We start from the raw sequence: 15,789 nt of genomic DNA, 5'->3' as shown, positions 1-15,789 counted from the left end.
TTCTATTCGTGACAAGGGGAGGGAGTCGCGCATAACAACTCTTGCTGATGGCAGCACAAGCGCAAAAGTCCGAGTATGCGATTCACACGGAGGCGAATGTATTTCGTGTTGCTCTGGCTGGGCACTGGACACTGGAGGCTGGCATTACGTCGCTCAGCGAGCCTTTAGAAGAGACTTGGGCGAATGTGAGCGAGGCGAAACCCGAGCGCATTGAGATAAACACGTCCGATGTAATCGCATGGGATTCGGCGATTCTCCCGGCGCTCATGCAGTTGAAAAGATTTTCTCAGGCACAAGGTTTGGCTTGGTCAGACGCTGGCTTAGATGAGGGGATGCGTGGCCTTCTCGAGCTGGCGGTCGCGGTTCCTGAGAAAGAGGGCTCACAGAGACAGGTCTCTAAAACTGGCCTTTTGAAACAGGTAGGTTTGGCGACCGTGAAGCTGCGCGCCGATGCAGATCAATGGCTCAAATTCATCGGTGACTTAATTTTGGGCGGCTTGGATTTGGCTCGGGGTAAAATGCGTTTTCGCTGGCGCGATTTCCTGATGACTCTGCAGCAGGTTGGTCCAGATGCCTTACCCATTGTCACGCTAATCAGTTTCCTCGTCGGTCTAATCGTCGCCTTTCTGGGTGCTGTGGTGCTCGTGGAGTTTGGTGCCTCCTACTATGTCAGCTATCTGGTCGGGTATGGGATGTTGCGTGAGATGGGTGCTTTGATGGTCGGTATCATCATGGCGGGGAGAACGGGAGCCGCATTTGCCGCTGAAATCGGTAGCATGAAAGTAAATGAAGAGATCCGAGCTCTTGAGACTCTGGGAATCAACCCGATCGTGTTCATTGTTTTTCCCAGGATGTTTGCACTCGTTTTGATGATGCCATTGCTCACGCTTTATGCAGATTTGATCGGCGTTCTGGCAGGTATGTTAGTCTCCGAATCAATGCTGTCGCTAGACTCTCAGATCTTTTTGAAGGGATTTTTGGAGGCAGTTTCGATCGCCGATCTAAACCTCGGGCTGATCAAGGGCACGGTATTTGGTATGATCGTCGCGGCTTCTGGATGTATGCGGGGCATGGAGAGTGGCAGTAGTGCTGATGCAGTTGGAAAGGCCACGACTTCTGCTGTCGTCACAGCGATCACACTGATCGTCGCCGCAAACGCATTTATTGATTATCTCGCGGCAACATTTGGTTTTTGATCGATGGAAAGTAGGAGTAATGAGTCGGGCAGGGTGCCAAGGATCGAAGTCAAAGGCCTTACGATGGCTTATGGCTCTTTTGTGGTAATGCGTGATCTCAATTTTCAAATTCAGAATCGAGAAATTGTGATAATTATGGGGTTGAGCGGGTGCGGAAAAAGTACGTTGCTGCGCCATATGATTGGTATTCACGAACCGGCTGAGGGAGAAGTTGTTTATGATGGGGCTAGTTTTACTGCTGCCGATATGGAGGCGCGCGAGGTTATGCTCCGCAAATTTGGCGTGACCTTTCAATCAGGAGCTCTCTGGAGTGCGCTTACTCTCGCGGAAAACGTGGCTTTGCCGTTGGAACAATATACCTCGCTCAAACCCAATGAAATCAGAGAATTAGTAGTATCTAAGCTTGCCCTCGTGGGATTGAATGGCTTCGAGGATTATTATCCGTCAGAGATTAGTGGCGGTATGCGTAAACGAGCAGGTATGGCTCGTGCCATTGCCTTGGATCCTACGGTGCTTTTTTTCGATGAGCCGTCTGCAGGCCTAGATCCGCTCAGTAGTCATCGCTTAGATGATCTGATCTTGAAACTTCGTGATCACCTAGGGGCAACTGTGGTTATTGTGACTCACGAATTAGACAGCATTTTCGCCATAGGAGATGAAGCGGTTTATCTCGATGTCGAGCACCGTACCATCACTGCAAAAGGCAATCCCAAATCCCTTCGCGACAATCCTCCCCATGAACGCGTGGGTGCGTTTTTGCGTCGCGAGGGTTAAGTGTCTTAGTTCCCAAACAGATTCATTACTCAACCTATCCAAACAAAACAGCTACTAGTGCCGCCCATACAGTTCGCTGAGCCCACGGACGTAATGATGGCTGTTATGATAGAAACCCTCGAGTTGACGGGCTGTGGCCCGCCACTTCCAGTTACCTTGCGAGGAGCCGGGTAGATTGAAACGGGCCTCCGTTCCGAGCGAAAGAAAGTCCTGTAGCATAACAAAGCTGATACGGCAGGGTGAGGCGTAAGCGGCCCGGATCAGGTCCCAACCTGGGGTTTCTCCGCTTACTCTGAAATAACGTCGCAGGTGATCACGTGTGGTATCGTCAACTTCGCGGTACCACCCGAGCGAGGTATTATTATCATGCGAGCCGGTATAGACTGCTTGATTGGCCTCGTGATTATGAGGAAGATACCAATTGTCGGAGGAGCCTCCGAAGCCGAATTGGAGAATAGCCATGCCTGGTATACCCGAATCCTCGCGCAGAGCATTTACTTCATCTGTTATTGTACCTAGATCTTCTGCGATAATGCGCGCATCGGGCTTCCGCTTTCTTAGGGCTTGGAATAACTCAATTCCAGGGCCGGGTTTCCAGGTGCCTGCGCGTGCGTCTTTTGCACCCGCCGGGACCTCCCAATAGGCTTCAAATCCTCGAAAATGGTCGAGCCGGACGATGTCGAAAAAATTAAAAGCAGAGTCGAAGCGCCTCAACCACCATGCATACCCGTCGGAGGCATGCGTTGCCCAGTCATAGAGAGGGTTGCCCCAGAGTTGGCCCAGTTCAGAGAAATAGTCGGGAGGGACACCCGCCATGACGGACGGGCATCCTGTCTTTGCGTCAGTGATGAATAAATCGGGCCGGGCCCAGGCTTCCGCTGAATCTTTAGAAATAAAGATGGGCAGATCGCCAACAATCTGCACGCCCACCTCTTTGGCATATACCTTCAGCTTTCGCCATTGATGAAAAAATATATATTGGAGGAATTTCTCGGCTTCTATATCCGCAACTGTGACACCTTTGGGCAGCTTCTGTTTTTTTGCCGAGGCATAAATCCGGTATTTTCTGGGCCACTGAGTCCAATCGATTCCATTAAAAGCCGATTTCAGGCCCCGAAACAGGGCAAAGTCTTCTAGCCAATCCGACTCTTCTTTTTGGAAGCGACTGTAAGTGTAATCCTCGTCCAAATCGAAAGGATCCTTCACCCAGCGCTGGGCAACTCGGTAGGCTATGGGCCAGAATTGATGATAAAGATCTCCATAGGATACATAATCATGAGGTAGGAGCGTCAGTGGCAAAAGCTCATGTTTACTCAGTAAGTTGTTATCAATGAGCTCACTCCAGTCTATGAAGTAAGGGTTCCCCGCAAATGCGCTGAAAGCAGAGTAGGGAGAATCACCGAATCCGGTTGGCCCTAGCGGGCAAATCTGCCACTGCGAGATCGAGCAATCGGCTAGAAGGTCGACAAAGGCGCGGGCACCCCGTCCCAAATTCCCAATCCCATAGTTGCTGGGCAGCGCGGAGATATGAGCCAAACAGCCACTGTGGCGTTGATGTAACCAATTGAAAAGAGGTGCGGGCATCGAATATAATTATGAAGTCGATTTACTGGATGGGACGGTGAACGTTAAGTTATACCAACGATTCAAATACAAAACCATTTAGTCCGCGTGGACAAATTACGGACCAAGCTAATTTGTCCACGCGGCCTTGGTTTTCAGACCTACATTCGGCATAAACGGCAGGCGGGTCCTCAGCAATTATTCCGTTGTAGCCTGTAGCCCTCACCCATCTTAATATTAGCGTTGCTGAGAGCTTGTCCTGGAAGGCCTCGGTGGTTTGGGTTTCTTAAAGTGTTTTCGTGTCTTGATTCCTTAGAGCTTCCTCGGAGACTGTTTTCATGAGTTCTATGGACCAAAAACGGCAGGAGCTGGCTGATCAGTTGTCATTTATTGAGGATCCCTACGAGCGCTTCGCCTATATTATCGATATCGGGAAGCAACATCCATCCGTGGATGGGGAATTTAAGCAACCCATGTTTGAGGTCGAGGGGTGTTCGTCGCAGCTGTTTCTGGTTCCTGAATTTAAGGAGGGGCAATGTATCTACCATTGTGATGCAGATGCGCAAATTGTGAAGGGGATCGCTGCGGTGTTGTGCCAGTTCTACTCACATGAGGCTCCGCGGGATGTGATTGAAGTGGAGCCTGATTTTATGGCGGATTTGGGGATCACTCAGCATCTTTCGCCTAGTCGTCGGAATGGGTTGGGGCTGATACGTGAGAAGATCAAGAACTTCGCTGAGGCCTGCCTTGAGGAGCAAGCGAGCTAGTTAAATTGTAGTTGGGAATGATCGACGCGCACTGCCATTTCCACTTCCCTGAGGTCCTTGAGGCGGCTGTCGAGTTTTTGGAAGAACAAAGTGCTGAGTATCAATGCGTGTGCAACGGGACGCAGCCGGAAGACTGGGAGGATGTAGCTGAGCTCGCGGATCGTTTTGAAGGAGTGACACCTGCTTTTGGTGTGCATCCATGGCAAGTAAAGGATGCTGCGGAGATTGAGGGGACGATGGAACTGCTTAGGGAAACGCTGAAGCGCCATCCCAGTGCTCAGGTAGGAGAGATCGGGCTGGATCGATGGATCGAGGGTTACGATATCGATCTACAGATCCAGTGGTTTATAGCGCAGTTGGCGTTGGCTGCTGAACTGAAAAGACCAGCGACGATTCACTGCCTGAAGGCATGGGGCCAACTGCGGAAGGTGCTCGCATCGGCAGATCTTCCAAAGACTTTCCTCATTCACGCATACTCAGGGCCTCGGGAGTTGATTCGAACCTTGGTCGATGTGGGAGCCTACTTTTCGTTTTCGACTTATTTTCTGGGGGAGTCGCAAGTTAAGAAACGGGCAGTGTTTGAGCATATCCCCATCGAACGCATTCTGGTAGAGACTGACGCGCCGTCGATGTGCCCGAAGGTGGAGGTGAGCGGGCGACAGGTAGTCAGTGGGGGGCATAACCATCCCGGGAATCTTGACTTAGCCTACGCGGGATTGGCTGAATTTAGGGGTCTAGGTGTGGTTGAATTGCATCAGATCGTTGAGGACAATTTTTGTCGATTTTGTGCGGGGTGATGAAGCGTTGGATCATAGATGGTCATAATGTGCTTCATGCTTCGAGTGAACTCAGGGGTTTGTTATCTGCTGATTCGTCAGCGACGTCGGCTCAACGGGCATTGATTCATCGTGTGTCTGTGCTCAAAGACTTCGGGGGTGGATCCGTGGAAGTTGTGTTTGATAGCCGGCATGAGAAATCGCACCGTGATCGGTGGCAGGAGCGTCAAGGTGTGAAGGGGATTGAGGTGACTTATGGGTCAGCGGACACGCAGGCTGACTCGATTATTGAGCAGCGGGTTGTGGCGTCAGATTCCCCTGAGTCTTACCGCGTGGTAACGAATGACCGCATGATTCGCTATGCTGTTGAGGCGGCAGGGGCCGAGGCGGTATCAGTTGAAGGTTTCGTGCGTGAGCTGGCCCAGATCGAGGCGCGTCAGTCACGGGCGATAAATCAGCGAAGTAAGACGGCGGGTGCTGAGTTTGGGAACCGGTTAGAGTTTTGATTTTTCGGTCCGCCAATGAACACGAATGGACGCTAATCTATTGAGCCGATCTGTGGCTCGGCTGTTCCCAGGTTAGGGGCGCGTCGGTTTTCTTAGGCTTGGAGAGTGATGCGGAAGATGTTTCGACCTGCTTGGTGCCCTGCGTAGATGAGGCTTCCCCCGTGGGCGCGTGCGATTTCTTGGGCAAGGGGGAGTCCGAGACCGAAGCCGGTGCTGGTGCGAGCATCTTCTGCGCGGTAGAAGCGGTCGAAGAGTTTTTCTCTCACTTCGGTGGAAATGTTGCGGCCGTCGTTAGCTATTTCTATAATGTGTATCTCGGAGTTTTTGGACCTGATCGAGATGTGAATGGTGCCGCCAGTGGCACCGTATTTGAGGGCGTTGGTGAGGAGGTTGAGGAAAAGTTGTCTCAATAATTGAGGATCTCCTGAGACTATATGTTCCGATGGCGCTTCTAATTGAAATGGACGGTCTTCGTAGAGGATTTCGAGGTCTTCCACGATCTCTCGGATCAGGGCGTTGATGGAAACTGAAGCCTTGTCGCGCAGCAAGGACCCAGCATCGCCCCGTGAGAGGGTGAGGAGTCGATCTACGAGGATCTGGAGACTTTTTACTTCATCCAGGAGACGGGAATAGGTGGGGAGCGTCTGTTCATCTGCCGTATGGAGTTGTTGTTCGATATTTCCTTGGAGGATGGTGAGCGGCGTACGGAGTTCGTGAGCGGCGTCAGCTGTAAACCGATTTGCTTGGCTGAATGATTGTTCCAGGCGTCCCAGCATTTGATTGATGGCAGCGATGAAGGAATGGAATTCAGTGGGTAATCGGGTATCAGACAGGCGCTGGCTGAGATCGTCGCTACGCACGTTTTCTACATCGCCAGCGAGTTTTTGGAAAGGGCAGAATGCACGGTGGGCCAGCCAGACACTCATCCCGACGACCGCTAACAATACGATGGGGTAGAGCCGTAATGCTTGCCGCCGTATACTGAGCATTTCACTACGTAATCTATCCATATTTCGACCCACAGTGAGTAGGGAGCCGTCTGGGAAATTAAGCTCTAAAGTTCGGAATTCTAACTCTGAGTGACTCGCGAATTGATAGGTGATCGCGTCATCAATGCGGTCGAGGAAATTTCTCAATGCTCCGTTACGGCCGTTTCTGTCTGAATCAAGAAAGCGCCGTATGTTTGTGGCTCTTTCTCTAGGATTCAGGGGCATTTGTGGGCGATCCTGCGCGGCGTCTTTTGATGCGTCTGCAGGCTGATATGTCTGGGGTGCGGTGGGCGAGGCATAGAGTGCGGAGCCATCGGGTCGACTGAAGGCAACCCAGGAGAGGCTTTTTTCGCTGATACGATCCACATTGCGCTGGAGACGGCGTAGGTCGGGGGCGGGCCTTCCCAGGTCGGCAAGGCGAGGGATGACAGATAGTGCGGTCGATCGAAGTTCTTGATCCGTCTGGTTGAGCTTTGCATCAAAGACATTACGTAGGAGGAAGAAGGTGGCGCCGACGAGGATGCATGTCGTGAGTCCAGCTACCCACAGGCCTAGGCGAAATCTAAATGAGCGCAGTGGGCTCATAAGGCGCGGAACCGGTAGCCCACTCCGCGCACCGATTCGATCCATTCGGGCGCTTTTGTGTCGTGCTCTTCGAGTTTTTTGCGAATGCGACGAATATAGACGTCGACGATGTTGGTATTGGGATCGAAGTCGTAGTTCCAGACGTGTTCTAATATCTGAACGCGCGTAAATACGCGTCCGGGTTGCCGCGTCAGGTATTAGAGGAGGTTGAATTCCCGGGTCGTGAGTTCTGCTATGGCTTCACCGACTTGGATGGTGCGTTGTGCGATATCGAGGTTGAGGGGGCCGATGCTGCGCCGTGTCATCGTTTCGCCGGTGGAGCGGCGTGTCACAGCGTAAAGGCGAGCGATCAACTCATCGACATAAAAGGGTTTGGGGAGGTAGTCGTCGGCGCCTGCATTGAGTCCAGTGAGGCGATCTTCCAGGCCAGATCGGGCAGTGAGGAGGATAACTGGGGTGAAGTTTTTCTTTGCACGTAGCTCTTTGAGAACGGCGAGGCCATCCATCCCAGGCAGCATGATGTCTAGGACAAGCGCGTCATAGGTATTGAGCTGAGCTGCTTGGAGCGCATCACGGCCATTTTCAAAATGGTCGGTGTTAAATCCCTGGGTGTTGAGGCCTTTTACGACGAAGTCCGCGATTTTTATTTCATCTTCTGCAATGAGGATTTTCATGCCTTATTGTTGTAAGTCCGTAGTATTCGGTGGTTTGAGTCAAATGTCACTCTTTGTAAAATGACAATTCTGTCATGGAGTAGCACGGGCGACGTTCACTTTTCCATGGTTCATTATGGGTAAGTTCCCAAACGGAACAGTTTAAAACCTAACATAGAATCTAAATTACAAGAAAGGGATCATTCATGACCAACAAAACAACCACAGTTATCATTGCAGCTTTAGCCATCATAACGACCGGCGTTTCCTATGCTAAGTCCGAAAAGTTAAGTGAAGAGGAACGCGCTGAGCGCAAGGAACAACGCAAGGCCGAACTCCAGGGTATTGTCGATGCACAAGATCTCGATGGCGACGGCTATCTATCGGAATTGGAGCTTACAGCTGTGTTTGAAGAGATGAAAGCAGCTCGTGATGAAAGGCGGGCGAAGATGGCAGCCAAAAACCCAGACGGAGCTAAGCAACGGGGTGGTGAACGGCAGCCCCGCTCGCCTGCAGATGTCGCAGCCCGCATCATGAATCGTGTAGATCAAGACGGGGATGGTCTCATCGCCAAAAGCGAATTTTTCGATGTGTTCCACAAGATGGGCGAGCGCGCCCGCGACCGTCGCGAGAAACGCGGGGGTAGTGAATGAGTGATACTGGACGGCTATGATGAACAGCGGTTTCTGTAAGCTACATCTCAATTAATCTTTACCAGGTGATGCAGACACATCGGGGTGGACCCTTGGGAGGGGGTCCGCCCCATTTTTTTGCTCATAAAACCGGATCAAGCGGCTCCGATTTGGATACGCTTCATGCCCACGGCTGCAATGAGCCCGAGGAGTGCGCAAAAAAGATAAGCCCAGAGTGGAGCGCCGAGAAAATAGAGTATGCTTGCTACGATCGGACCCACGGCGCGAGCCAGGCTCCCCGCGGAGCGAAAGATGCCGAGCGCGCGGCCTTGTTCGGCGGCTTCGCTGGCATTGGATACAAGAGCAGATAGGGTGGGGTTGACGAAGCTAATCCCGATAGTGATGAGCGTGAGTGCAGAGAAGAATATGCCCTGGCTACCTCCACTGAAGGCTAATAGCGCAAAGCCGGCAATACCGATAATCATGCCGGAAAAGCCAAGTTTTTTATCCCCAAGTTTTGGTGCAAGGCGTCTCACGAGCCCTCCTTGACAGAGGATCAATACGACTCCGATAAAGACAAACATCCAACCATTCTGCATGGGAGTGTAGGCAAATGAATCGACTGCAAAAAAGGTGAGGGTGAATTCCATTCCGCTGAAAGCCAGCAGGTAGAAGAAATAAAAGAGTATGAGGGATGCGACGCCGGGTGTTTTTATTTGGAAGAGCTGAAAAATGGGAGGCGAAGATGCGTGTTCCTTGTTCAGCTCACCCTCTGTAGGTAAGGTCTCTGGGAGTTTTGTTGCGATCCATAACAGATTCACTGCAGCCAGTCCGGCGCTGATGATGGCCGGGACAGAAAAGGGGTGGAGGCCGAACCAAGCATCGGAGCCTTCTGATAGGACCCATTGGCTACTCAAGCCACCGATGGCAGGCCCAATAATGAAACCTAAGCCAAAGGCTACGCCGATAAGCGCCATGCCCTTAGAACGATTTTCTGCGGTTGTCACGTCGGCCACGACCGCGGTCGCGACAGATATATTTCCGGCGGCCAGTCCACCCAATATGCGGGCGATCAGGAGCAGCTCAAAGCGCGCACTAAATATCCATAGGAGATAGCTTAAGAAGAGCCCGCCTACAGTTATCAATAAAACGGGACGGCGACCGATTTTGTCGGACAGAGCGCCCCAGAGCGGTGAGGCGAAAAACTGGATGAAGGCATACAGGGAGCCGAGCGCCCCGCCAAAAAAAACAGTAGCCCGAAAAGGGTCTGCGTTATCGCCAGAAATGGATAACAAAAAGCTGTGTAGGCGTGACACGAAACCCGGCTCTCCGCTTTCCAGATCCAGATAATACTCCAACATCGCCGGGAAGAGTGGAAAGATGATGGAGAAACCAACCAAATCGAGAAAGATGGTCAGAAAGAGAATACCGAGCGTGCTCTTGGTGCTCGAGGAGCCTGATTTTTGGGACATGGATTTATTGGGACGTCAAACGCTCTTTGAGCGCTGCATGTACCGAAGGGGGTACGAAGTGGGTGTCGCGATCGGTATACTGAAACACTTGTTTTACTAGTGTGCTACTGGTGAAGAAATACTCCGGGCTGGGCATGAGAAAGATCGTTTCGATGTCTGCATCGAGGTGCCGATTCATCTGAGCCATCTGGAATTCATACTCGAAGTCAGAGATGGCCCGCATGCCGCGGACCAGGGCGACCGCACCGACTCTTCGGGCATAGTCGACAACCAAGCCACTGAAGCTTTCAACTCGGGTGTTGGGAATGTCCTCGATGTTTTCCTGGATCAACTGAAGGCGCTCTTCGACTGTAAACAATTGGGTTTTGCCCTGGTTGTTAGCTACGGCAATGACTACCTCGTCAAACATACGCACGGCACGCGACAGAACATCGAGATGGCCGTAGGTGATCGGATCGAAGGATCCGGGATAGATAGCGCGTTTCATGTTAGGCAGAGGATGAGAATTCGATTTCAGTGACAATCGTACTCGGCTTGTGGCGTGTCAAGGATGGTGCCCTGTTGTGAGGATAATGAGAATGGCTGTGTTCCTGATTGGTTAACGATAGAGAGCTAGAGAACGGGAGGGAGAAACAAGATCGGTACGGCTACCGCCGCGAATCAACGAGTTGATGTAGATGTCTGGGTGGCTATCATATATGAAATACCTCTCAAAATGACCCTTGTCGATTGGGCGCTTTTGATCCAGCTTCCCCATCCTCAGTTTTATGCTGACTATTCCAAACATACTCACCCTTACTCGCATTCCCTTGCTTTTTGTCATTCTGGCACTGCTGTTTTCTGATGGCCGTTGGGCTATGTCTTTGGCGGTGCTGATGTTTGGACTGGGCGCTTTGACAGACTGGCTGGATGGCTACTTGGCTCGTAAGCTGGATCAGGTGTCTACCTTTGGTAAGCTCATGGATGCGCTGATCGACAAGGTTTTTGTGATCGGGATGTTTGTGGGGTTGTTAGTCTCACCATTTCCTGAATTGCCAAAATACTGTGTGGTGGGTGTGATCTTGATCATCACGCGTGAGTTTATGATCACGGGCCTCCGCCTCGTGGCGGCGACGCGCGGCCTCGTTTTGGCTTCTGAGAAAGTAGGTAAGTATAAAACTGCCAGCCAGATGGGCGCGATTGTTTTGCTGATGATGAGCGAGGCACTTTTCAGAGATATTGGTCTGCCTGTGGATTGGGCTGGAGCCGTCTATTGGACTGGCTTTGCTTTCTTTTGGGTAGCCGTCGTTTTGACTGCCGCATCGGGAATAATATATATGTTCAAATACGCTTCGGTCTTTAATGATCCTGATCCCGAATGAATTGGCTCCGTTTGCGTAGGTCCTTCCTTTGGGTGCGAGTACTCCCGACGCACGTAGTGGTGGGTGCAAGTACATTGGGCCCTCTTGGAGAACGGATGCGCGCTCCCGGCACATGGGGTAGTCTTGCGGGCTTAGCTTTGTTTGCAGTGCTATTTTACGGACAGCATCCGATCACTGCGATTCTCTTGAACTTGGTCTTAATCTATATCGCGATGGCTTTTACTGACGAAGCCGAGGAGCGGTTGAGGCTGAAGGATCCGGGAAAAATTATTTTGGATGAGTTTGTGGCGATGCCGCTCTGTTTTATAGGGCTCACGCCAGTGATGATGGAAAAGAGTGGGTGGGTGGTTATGCTGCCTGGATTTGCCCTTTTCCGCCTGCTCGACATCACCAAGCCATGGATCGTCGGAAGGATGCAATCGCTTCCGGGGGGGATTGGATGTGTGGCTGACGATGTGGTGGCAGCATTATTAACCAATGTGATCCTCCAGATCGTTTTTGGCTTTATTTAGCAATGAGCGGACTGGACGGGCAGGGAGATCTCTTTGGCGTGCCGAATGCGCAATCTGGAACATCCAATTCGCGAGAGGGTTATCAACCCCTGGCGGCACGGATGCGGCCCATGAAGCTGGATGACGTGGTGGGTCAAGAGCATCTGCTGAAAGAGGATGCGTTGTTGCCGCGCCTGATTCGTAGCAACCAGTTTGGGAGTATCTTTTTCTATGGCCCTCCAGGGTGTGGAAAGACGACCTTGGCAGAGGTCATCGCCTTGGAAACTCAGGCCAAGTGTGTGCGCATCAACGCAGTCATGTCCAACGTGGCGGAGCTGCGCGATGTCCTGAAGCTAGCGCGCTATGAGCCGGGGCAGACGATACTCTTTATCGATGAGATCCACCGTTTTAATAAATCTCAGCAGGACCTGCTTTTGCCTGATGTGGAGGCTGGCAATATTCGACTCATCGGAGCTACCACGCATAATCCGGGCTTCTATATTAATCAGCCTCTTTTGAGTCGAAGTCACCTTTTTCGGCTCGAGCCGTTGAGTCTAGAGAATTTGGTGACCATCTTAGTACGGGCATTGGAGGACGATCAGCGAGGTTTGGCAGGCCGGGGTATGCATTGGGATGCGGAAGCTCTGAAGGATCTTGCACGTATGGCTGATGGGGATATGCGGCGTGCCCTGAATGCTCTGGAGACCATGGTGCTCGCGTTGCCACTGCGAGGTAAATTAGACCAAGAGGCGGTGAGGGTCTTTGCTCAGGAGCGGCAAATCCGCTACGATGCAAACGAGGATGAACACTACAATACGGCAAGTGCATTCATAAAGAGCATACGGGGCGGGGACCCTGATGCGGCACTCTATTGGTTAGCCAAAATGTTGGTCGGCGGAGAGGATCCACGTTTCATCGCGCGCCGTTTGATTATTTTTGCGAGTGAGGATGTGGGGCTTGCTGACTCACGTGCCTTGGGCGTCGCGGTGGCTTGTATGCAGGCTTGTGAATTTGTTGGCCTACCTGAATGTGAGCTCAATCTCGCTCACACGACGACTTTTCTGGCTCTGTGCCCCAAGAGTAATTCAACGACTCTCGCTCTAAGCCATGCTAAATCGGCACTGCGAAAAGGGCCAGTTCAACAGGTGCCGCTTTGGCTTCAGGATAGTCATACGGTGACGAATAAGGCGATGGGGCAGGGCAAGGGGTATCGCTACAGTCACGACTATTCAGAAGGCATCAGTGGGCAGGAATATATGAACGATCCGCAGGAGTTCTATCTACCCGGAGCTGCCGGAAGCGAAGCTGGGCTGGCAGAGCGTTTAGCTCGCTGGAAAGCACTGAAAGAGGAAATGCAACGGACTGAAAAGGCATGATCCGAGTTTAACCCAAGGCCCGGTCCAGTCTGTCAGAAAGCGCTTCATCAGCGAGATTTTCAGGCCAATTGATGAGTGCAATGCGCTCGCACGCAGATTGATCTGCGGCTATGAGCCGATCATAAAATTGGCGCCTGAGTTCCTTTGGGTTACTAGGCAGCTCTAGGAAGTCGATAACGTGATCACAGCCCTTCTTATCTTCCGATGAATTAAGCCGTAGAACGGGTTTACGCGGGGCATAGTGTTTGGTGAAGTTTCCTGGGGCTGAGACTGCTTTGGTTGGACTCCCATCTGCTTGCTCGGTCTCTAGTTTAATCCCTTGTCCAAGAACTGCCTCGATTGCCTTTCTATCGATCGGGCCAGGTCGCCGCACGATCGGAGGGGATGTTGAGAGGTCGATGATGGTGGATTCGAGGCCTTCATCGCAGCTTCCGCCGTCGACAATGTAAGGAATCTTGCCGGACAAGGTGCTCAGGACATGTGCTGGGCGAGTCGGACTGATGTATTGAAATGGGTTGGCACTGGGAGCCGCGAGGGGCAAACCCACTCGCCGGATAATCTCACGAAATACTGGGTGAGCGGGGACGCGAAAAGCCGCCGTCTTTAAACCTGCGGTAACGAGGTCAGGGATTCCGGTTTTCTTGGGAAGGATGATCGTGAGAGGACCAGGCCAGAATTTTGTGGTCAATCGCTCCAACAGTGGCTTATCGACATCGCTCATTTCCGCCCATTTGTCGAGTTCCTCAAATTCATGCAGGTGGACGATTAATGGGTCGTGCAGCGGTCGACCCTTGATTTCAAAGATCGCTCTGAGCGCTTGTTCGTTAGTGACCGGTGCCGCCAATCCGTAAACCGTCTCGGTGGGGAGCGCGATGGGTTGGCCGCTCCGAAGCGTACAAACAAAAAGGTCCAGATTTTCATCTGAACCTGAAAGGACTCGTGTGATCACGATGCCGACGTGAGCACTCGACTACTTCATGAGCAGCATGTTGCGCGCTTGCTTGATGATGCGTGCAACATGCCGTTGTTGTTTCGCTGTCAAGCCGGTGATCCGACGTGGCAGGATCTTACCTGTGTCGGTGACAAAGCGGCTCAAAAGCTCTACATCTCGGAAAGTGTAGTCGAGGGGAGTGCGTGAAGACGTGTGCTGTTCCTCTGTGGTCATAAGCGGAGGAGAAAAACAAATCCGCCCATGACGATCAAGTCTTAATTCCTAAAGTATCAAGGATCGGGTGCAATTGAAAGGACGGTGAGTTTTTCGGGTTGTCGCTCCTCGGCTCCAGTCGTTGTAGCCAAGCGGCTCAGTCGGCTCGCTAGGTTAGGTTTCGATTGGAAACAACGGCCCCCTTACGTCGACAGAGCGACTTTGCTACACCCATCGGGTGGAACACTTTCGGAGTGCCCAATGGTTCGTTTCTGTAGGACGTCTTATTTCATTCCTGTCGATAGCGGTGTGAGCAGGCAAAATTCGCTGAGCTGGGGATCAACGCGGATCAAATACGAAGTTTTCGGTGCATGAATGCATTAACCACCAGGAAATTTCGAAAAACTTGGTAACTGAGACGTTTATTTGTCTGGTGCTATGTCAACAAGCCTGCGCACCAGATCTTCTCTGTCAGAATAAGGCCCTTTTGGGCGTTATTACCACGTGAGGATCATATCTGCCTCCTAAAGATCCAATAAATCAAAATATAAATAAAAGATGAATACAAAGTCACTCAGTAAAGAATCCTTTGTTCAAATCGAATGCGGCATCCAAAGCCACGAAGTATGCAACGGCCACATAGGTTGAAGCTTACAAATAATCGGTCGTCTCTTATATTAAATTTTTTGGCCAGTAGCCTTTCGATTTACTGCGCTTATAAATTCAGAAGCAGGTGAGCAAAACACTCTTAATCAACTTTGTTAGGTCATCGAAATTCGGGATTTCAGCTATTTGAATCCTGTATTTAGCTTACCCATTTCTAATTTTATGAGCATGCGTGCCGATCCCGTTCTCTTTGAGAACAATAATCTTACATGGTGATTATGGCTAGTTTTAGCCGCCTTACTAACCCACTCCAATTCCTCTCATTCGAGTCGTCTAATTTTCTCTCGACTTCCCGAAACCTCATCAGTCGATCTGTTTCTGCTGTAAGAACTTTATTCGATCGGTCTATCAGCGATTACCTGCCAAATATTGGAGCCAATGCAATGGCTTCTGCTCCCTGCTCAGCTCCATCCAATAAGTAAACTATCGGAGCAAATCCTTAAAGAGCGGGGCTCTCAGGGGTGCCGTGGGTGTGATCTGCTTAGTTGCTCTATGAGATATGTAGTTTCATCTCCATTATCCTTAAACACTGCTCAAGTGTTATGCTATCCATGACGGATCTGTGAACTCTTACGAATTTTTACATTTTAGCCTGCTTGAGGCGGACTCTTATAAAGTAAGCTCGCGGCTTGAAAGGATCTTTATTGGCGACTTAAATTCTTATGTTGAGAATCTTTTCAATTTAGTCACGGCCTTGCTGTATATTTTCATTAGATTATCCCGATTAGTTGATAATGATCTATTTCCTGTTCGCAGTTACAAATTCTTGGAAGGCGATTCCGAAAGACTTCAATTCTCCTCTCAGATTCTCTCACCAAGATTACTAAGATCATTGCCG

General features: G+C 51.1%; 15 protein-coding genes and 1 pseudogene. 9 read left to right on the top strand and 7 right to left on the bottom strand.

The features are described from left to right. Nucleotides 1–47: 47 nt before the first annotated feature. Complete coding sequence (locus tag HRU10_01345; protein NRA25876.1) at nt 48–1,196, top strand: ABC transporter permease; 1,149 nt, start codon at nt 48–50, stop codon at nt 1,194–1,196. A 3-nt stretch (nt 1,197–1,199) separates the two neighbouring features. Then, nucleotides 1,200–1,970 carry an ATP-binding cassette domain-containing protein gene (locus HRU10_01340; GenBank protein NRA25875.1) on the top strand — a complete coding sequence of 257 codons (771 nt, stop codon included), beginning with the start codon at nt 1,200–1,202 and terminating at the stop codon, nt 1,968–1,970. A 54-nt stretch (nt 1,971–2,024) separates the two neighbouring features. Here HRU10_01340 and malQ read toward each other — a convergent pair whose 3' ends face one another. Continuing rightward, nucleotides 2,025–3,554, bottom strand: coding sequence for a 4-alpha-glucanotransferase (gene malQ / locus HRU10_01335; GenBank protein NRA25874.1), 1,530 nt, complete (start codon nt 3,552–3,554; stop codon nt 2,025–2,027). Between the two features lie 317 nt (nt 3,555–3,871). Between malQ and HRU10_01330 the strand changes: the two genes are divergently transcribed. The 3 genes from HRU10_01330 to HRU10_01320 are packed head-to-tail and all read left to right on the top strand — an operon-like array spanning nt 3,872 to nt 5,582. After that, on the top strand, nt 3,872–4,300 hold the full coding sequence (locus HRU10_01330) for a SufE family protein (protein ID NRA25873.1): 429 nt from the start codon (nt 3,872–3,874) through the stop codon (nt 4,298–4,300). Between the two features lie 17 nt (nt 4,301–4,317). Further along, on the top strand, nt 4,318–5,097 hold the full coding sequence (locus HRU10_01325) for a TatD family hydrolase (GenBank protein NRA25872.1): 780 nt from the start codon (nt 4,318–4,320) through the stop codon (nt 5,095–5,097). Beyond that, nucleotides 5,097–5,582 (top strand): NYN domain-containing protein, encoded by a 486-nt coding sequence (locus tag HRU10_01320; protein NRA25871.1) that lies wholly within the window; start codon nt 5,097–5,099, stop codon nt 5,580–5,582. The genes HRU10_01325 and HRU10_01320 overlap by 1 nt, the downstream gene beginning before the upstream one ends. Before the next feature lie 92 nt (nt 5,583–5,674). Here the strand turns inward: HRU10_01320 and HRU10_01315 are convergent, their stop codons facing one another. Further along, nucleotides 5,675–7,201, bottom strand: coding sequence for a hypothetical protein (locus tag HRU10_01315; protein NRA25870.1), 1,527 nt, complete (start codon nt 7,199–7,201; stop codon nt 5,675–5,677). Further along, a pseudogene (locus HRU10_01310) lies at nt 7,153–7,830 on the bottom strand (response regulator transcription factor). The gene HRU10_01315 and the pseudogene HRU10_01310 overlap by 49 nt, the downstream one beginning before the upstream one ends. A 185-nt stretch (nt 7,831–8,015) precedes the next feature. On the opposite strand from HRU10_01310, the gene HRU10_01305 reads away from it, so the two are divergent. Continuing rightward, a complete protein-coding gene (locus HRU10_01305; protein NRA25869.1) occupies nt 8,016–8,462 on the top strand; it encodes an EF-hand domain-containing protein in 447 nt (148 codons plus the stop codon). A gap of 134 nt (nt 8,463–8,596) precedes the next feature. Here the strand turns inward: HRU10_01305 and HRU10_01300 are convergent, their stop codons facing one another. Both HRU10_01300 and coaD read right to left on the bottom strand, forming a co-directional pair. Then, on the bottom strand, nt 8,597–9,913 hold the full coding sequence (locus HRU10_01300) for an MFS transporter (GenBank protein NRA25868.1): 1,317 nt from the start codon (nt 9,911–9,913) through the stop codon (nt 8,597–8,599). A 4-nt stretch (nt 9,914–9,917) separates the two neighbouring features. Next, nucleotides 9,918–10,400, bottom strand: coding sequence for a pantetheine-phosphate adenylyltransferase (gene coaD, locus HRU10_01295; GenBank protein NRA25867.1), 483 nt, complete (start codon nt 10,398–10,400; stop codon nt 9,918–9,920). Between the two features lie 283 nt (nt 10,401–10,683). Between coaD and pgsA the strand changes: the two genes are divergently transcribed. The 3 genes from pgsA to HRU10_01280 are packed head-to-tail and all read left to right on the top strand — an operon-like array spanning nt 10,684 to nt 13,141. Beyond that, nucleotides 10,684–11,274 carry a CDP-diacylglycerol--glycerol-3-phosphate 3-phosphatidyltransferase gene (gene pgsA / locus HRU10_01290; GenBank protein ID NRA25866.1) on the top strand — a complete coding sequence of 197 codons (591 nt, stop codon included), beginning with the start codon at nt 10,684–10,686 and terminating at the stop codon, nt 11,272–11,274. A gap of 59 nt (nt 11,275–11,333) precedes the next feature. Further along, nucleotides 11,334–11,786 (top strand): phosphatidylglycerophosphatase A, encoded by a 453-nt coding sequence (locus tag HRU10_01285; protein ID NRA25865.1) that lies wholly within the window; start codon nt 11,334–11,336, stop codon nt 11,784–11,786. A 2-nt stretch (nt 11,787–11,788) separates the two neighbouring features. After that, nucleotides 11,789–13,141, top strand: coding sequence for a replication-associated recombination protein A (locus HRU10_01280; protein NRA25864.1), 1,353 nt, complete (start codon nt 11,789–11,791; stop codon nt 13,139–13,141). A gap of 7 nt (nt 13,142–13,148) precedes the next feature. On the opposite strand, the gene HRU10_01275 is transcribed toward HRU10_01280, so the two are convergent. Then, on the bottom strand, nt 13,149–14,090 hold the full coding sequence (locus tag HRU10_01275; protein NRA25863.1) for a threonylcarbamoyl-AMP synthase: 942 nt from the start codon (nt 14,088–14,090) through the stop codon (nt 13,149–13,151). Between the two features lie 21 nt (nt 14,091–14,111). Continuing rightward, on the bottom strand, nt 14,112–14,306 hold the full coding sequence (gene rpsR, locus HRU10_01270) for a 30S ribosomal protein S18 (protein NRA25862.1): 195 nt from the start codon (nt 14,304–14,306) through the stop codon (nt 14,112–14,114). Between the last annotated feature and the right edge of the window lie 1,483 nt (nt 14,307–15,789).

The organism is Opitutales bacterium (genome assembly GCA_013215165.1).
Taxonomy (GTDB): domain Bacteria; phylum Verrucomicrobiota; class Verrucomicrobiia; order Opitutales; family JABSRG01; genus JABSRG01.
The sequence above is the reverse complement of the archived record's forward strand: the minus strand, read 5'-3'. Positions and strand labels throughout refer to the sequence as shown.

Bases quoted from the DNA above. Each gene is read 5' to 3' on its own strand.
- HRU10_01300 (NRA25868.1), bottom strand. From the start codon at position 9,913: ATGTCCCAAAAATCAGGCTCCTCGAGCACCAAGAGCACGCTCGGTATT.
- HRU10_01340 (NRA25875.1), top strand. From the start codon at position 1,200: ATGGAAAGTAGGAGTAATGAGTCGGGCAGGGTGCCAAGGATCGAAGTC.
- coaD (NRA25867.1), bottom strand. From the start codon at position 10,400: ATGAAACGCGCTATCTATCCCGGATCCTTCGATCCGATCACCTACGGC.
- malQ (NRA25874.1), bottom strand. From the start codon at position 3,554: ATGCCCGCACCTCTTTTCAATTGGTTACATCAACGCCACAGTGGCTGT.
- HRU10_01330 (NRA25873.1), top strand. From the start codon at position 3,872: ATGAGTTCTATGGACCAAAAACGGCAGGAGCTGGCTGATCAGTTGTCA.
- HRU10_01325 (NRA25872.1), top strand. From the start codon at position 4,318: ATGATCGACGCGCACTGCCATTTCCACTTCCCTGAGGTCCTTGAGGCG.
- HRU10_01345 (NRA25876.1), top strand. From the start codon at position 48: ATGGCAGCACAAGCGCAAAAGTCCGAGTATGCGATTCACACGGAGGCG.
- HRU10_01315 (NRA25870.1), bottom strand. From the start codon at position 7,201: ATGGATCGAATCGGTGCGCGGAGTGGGCTACCGGTTCCGCGCCTTATG.
- rpsR (NRA25862.1), bottom strand. From the start codon at position 14,306: ATGACCACAGAGGAACAGCACACGTCTTCACGCACTCCCCTCGACTAC.
- HRU10_01320 (NRA25871.1), top strand. From the start codon at position 5,097: ATGAAGCGTTGGATCATAGATGGTCATAATGTGCTTCATGCTTCGAGT.
- HRU10_01305 (NRA25869.1), top strand. From the start codon at position 8,016: ATGACCAACAAAACAACCACAGTTATCATTGCAGCTTTAGCCATCATA.
- HRU10_01280 (NRA25864.1), top strand. From the start codon at position 11,789: ATGAGCGGACTGGACGGGCAGGGAGATCTCTTTGGCGTGCCGAATGCG.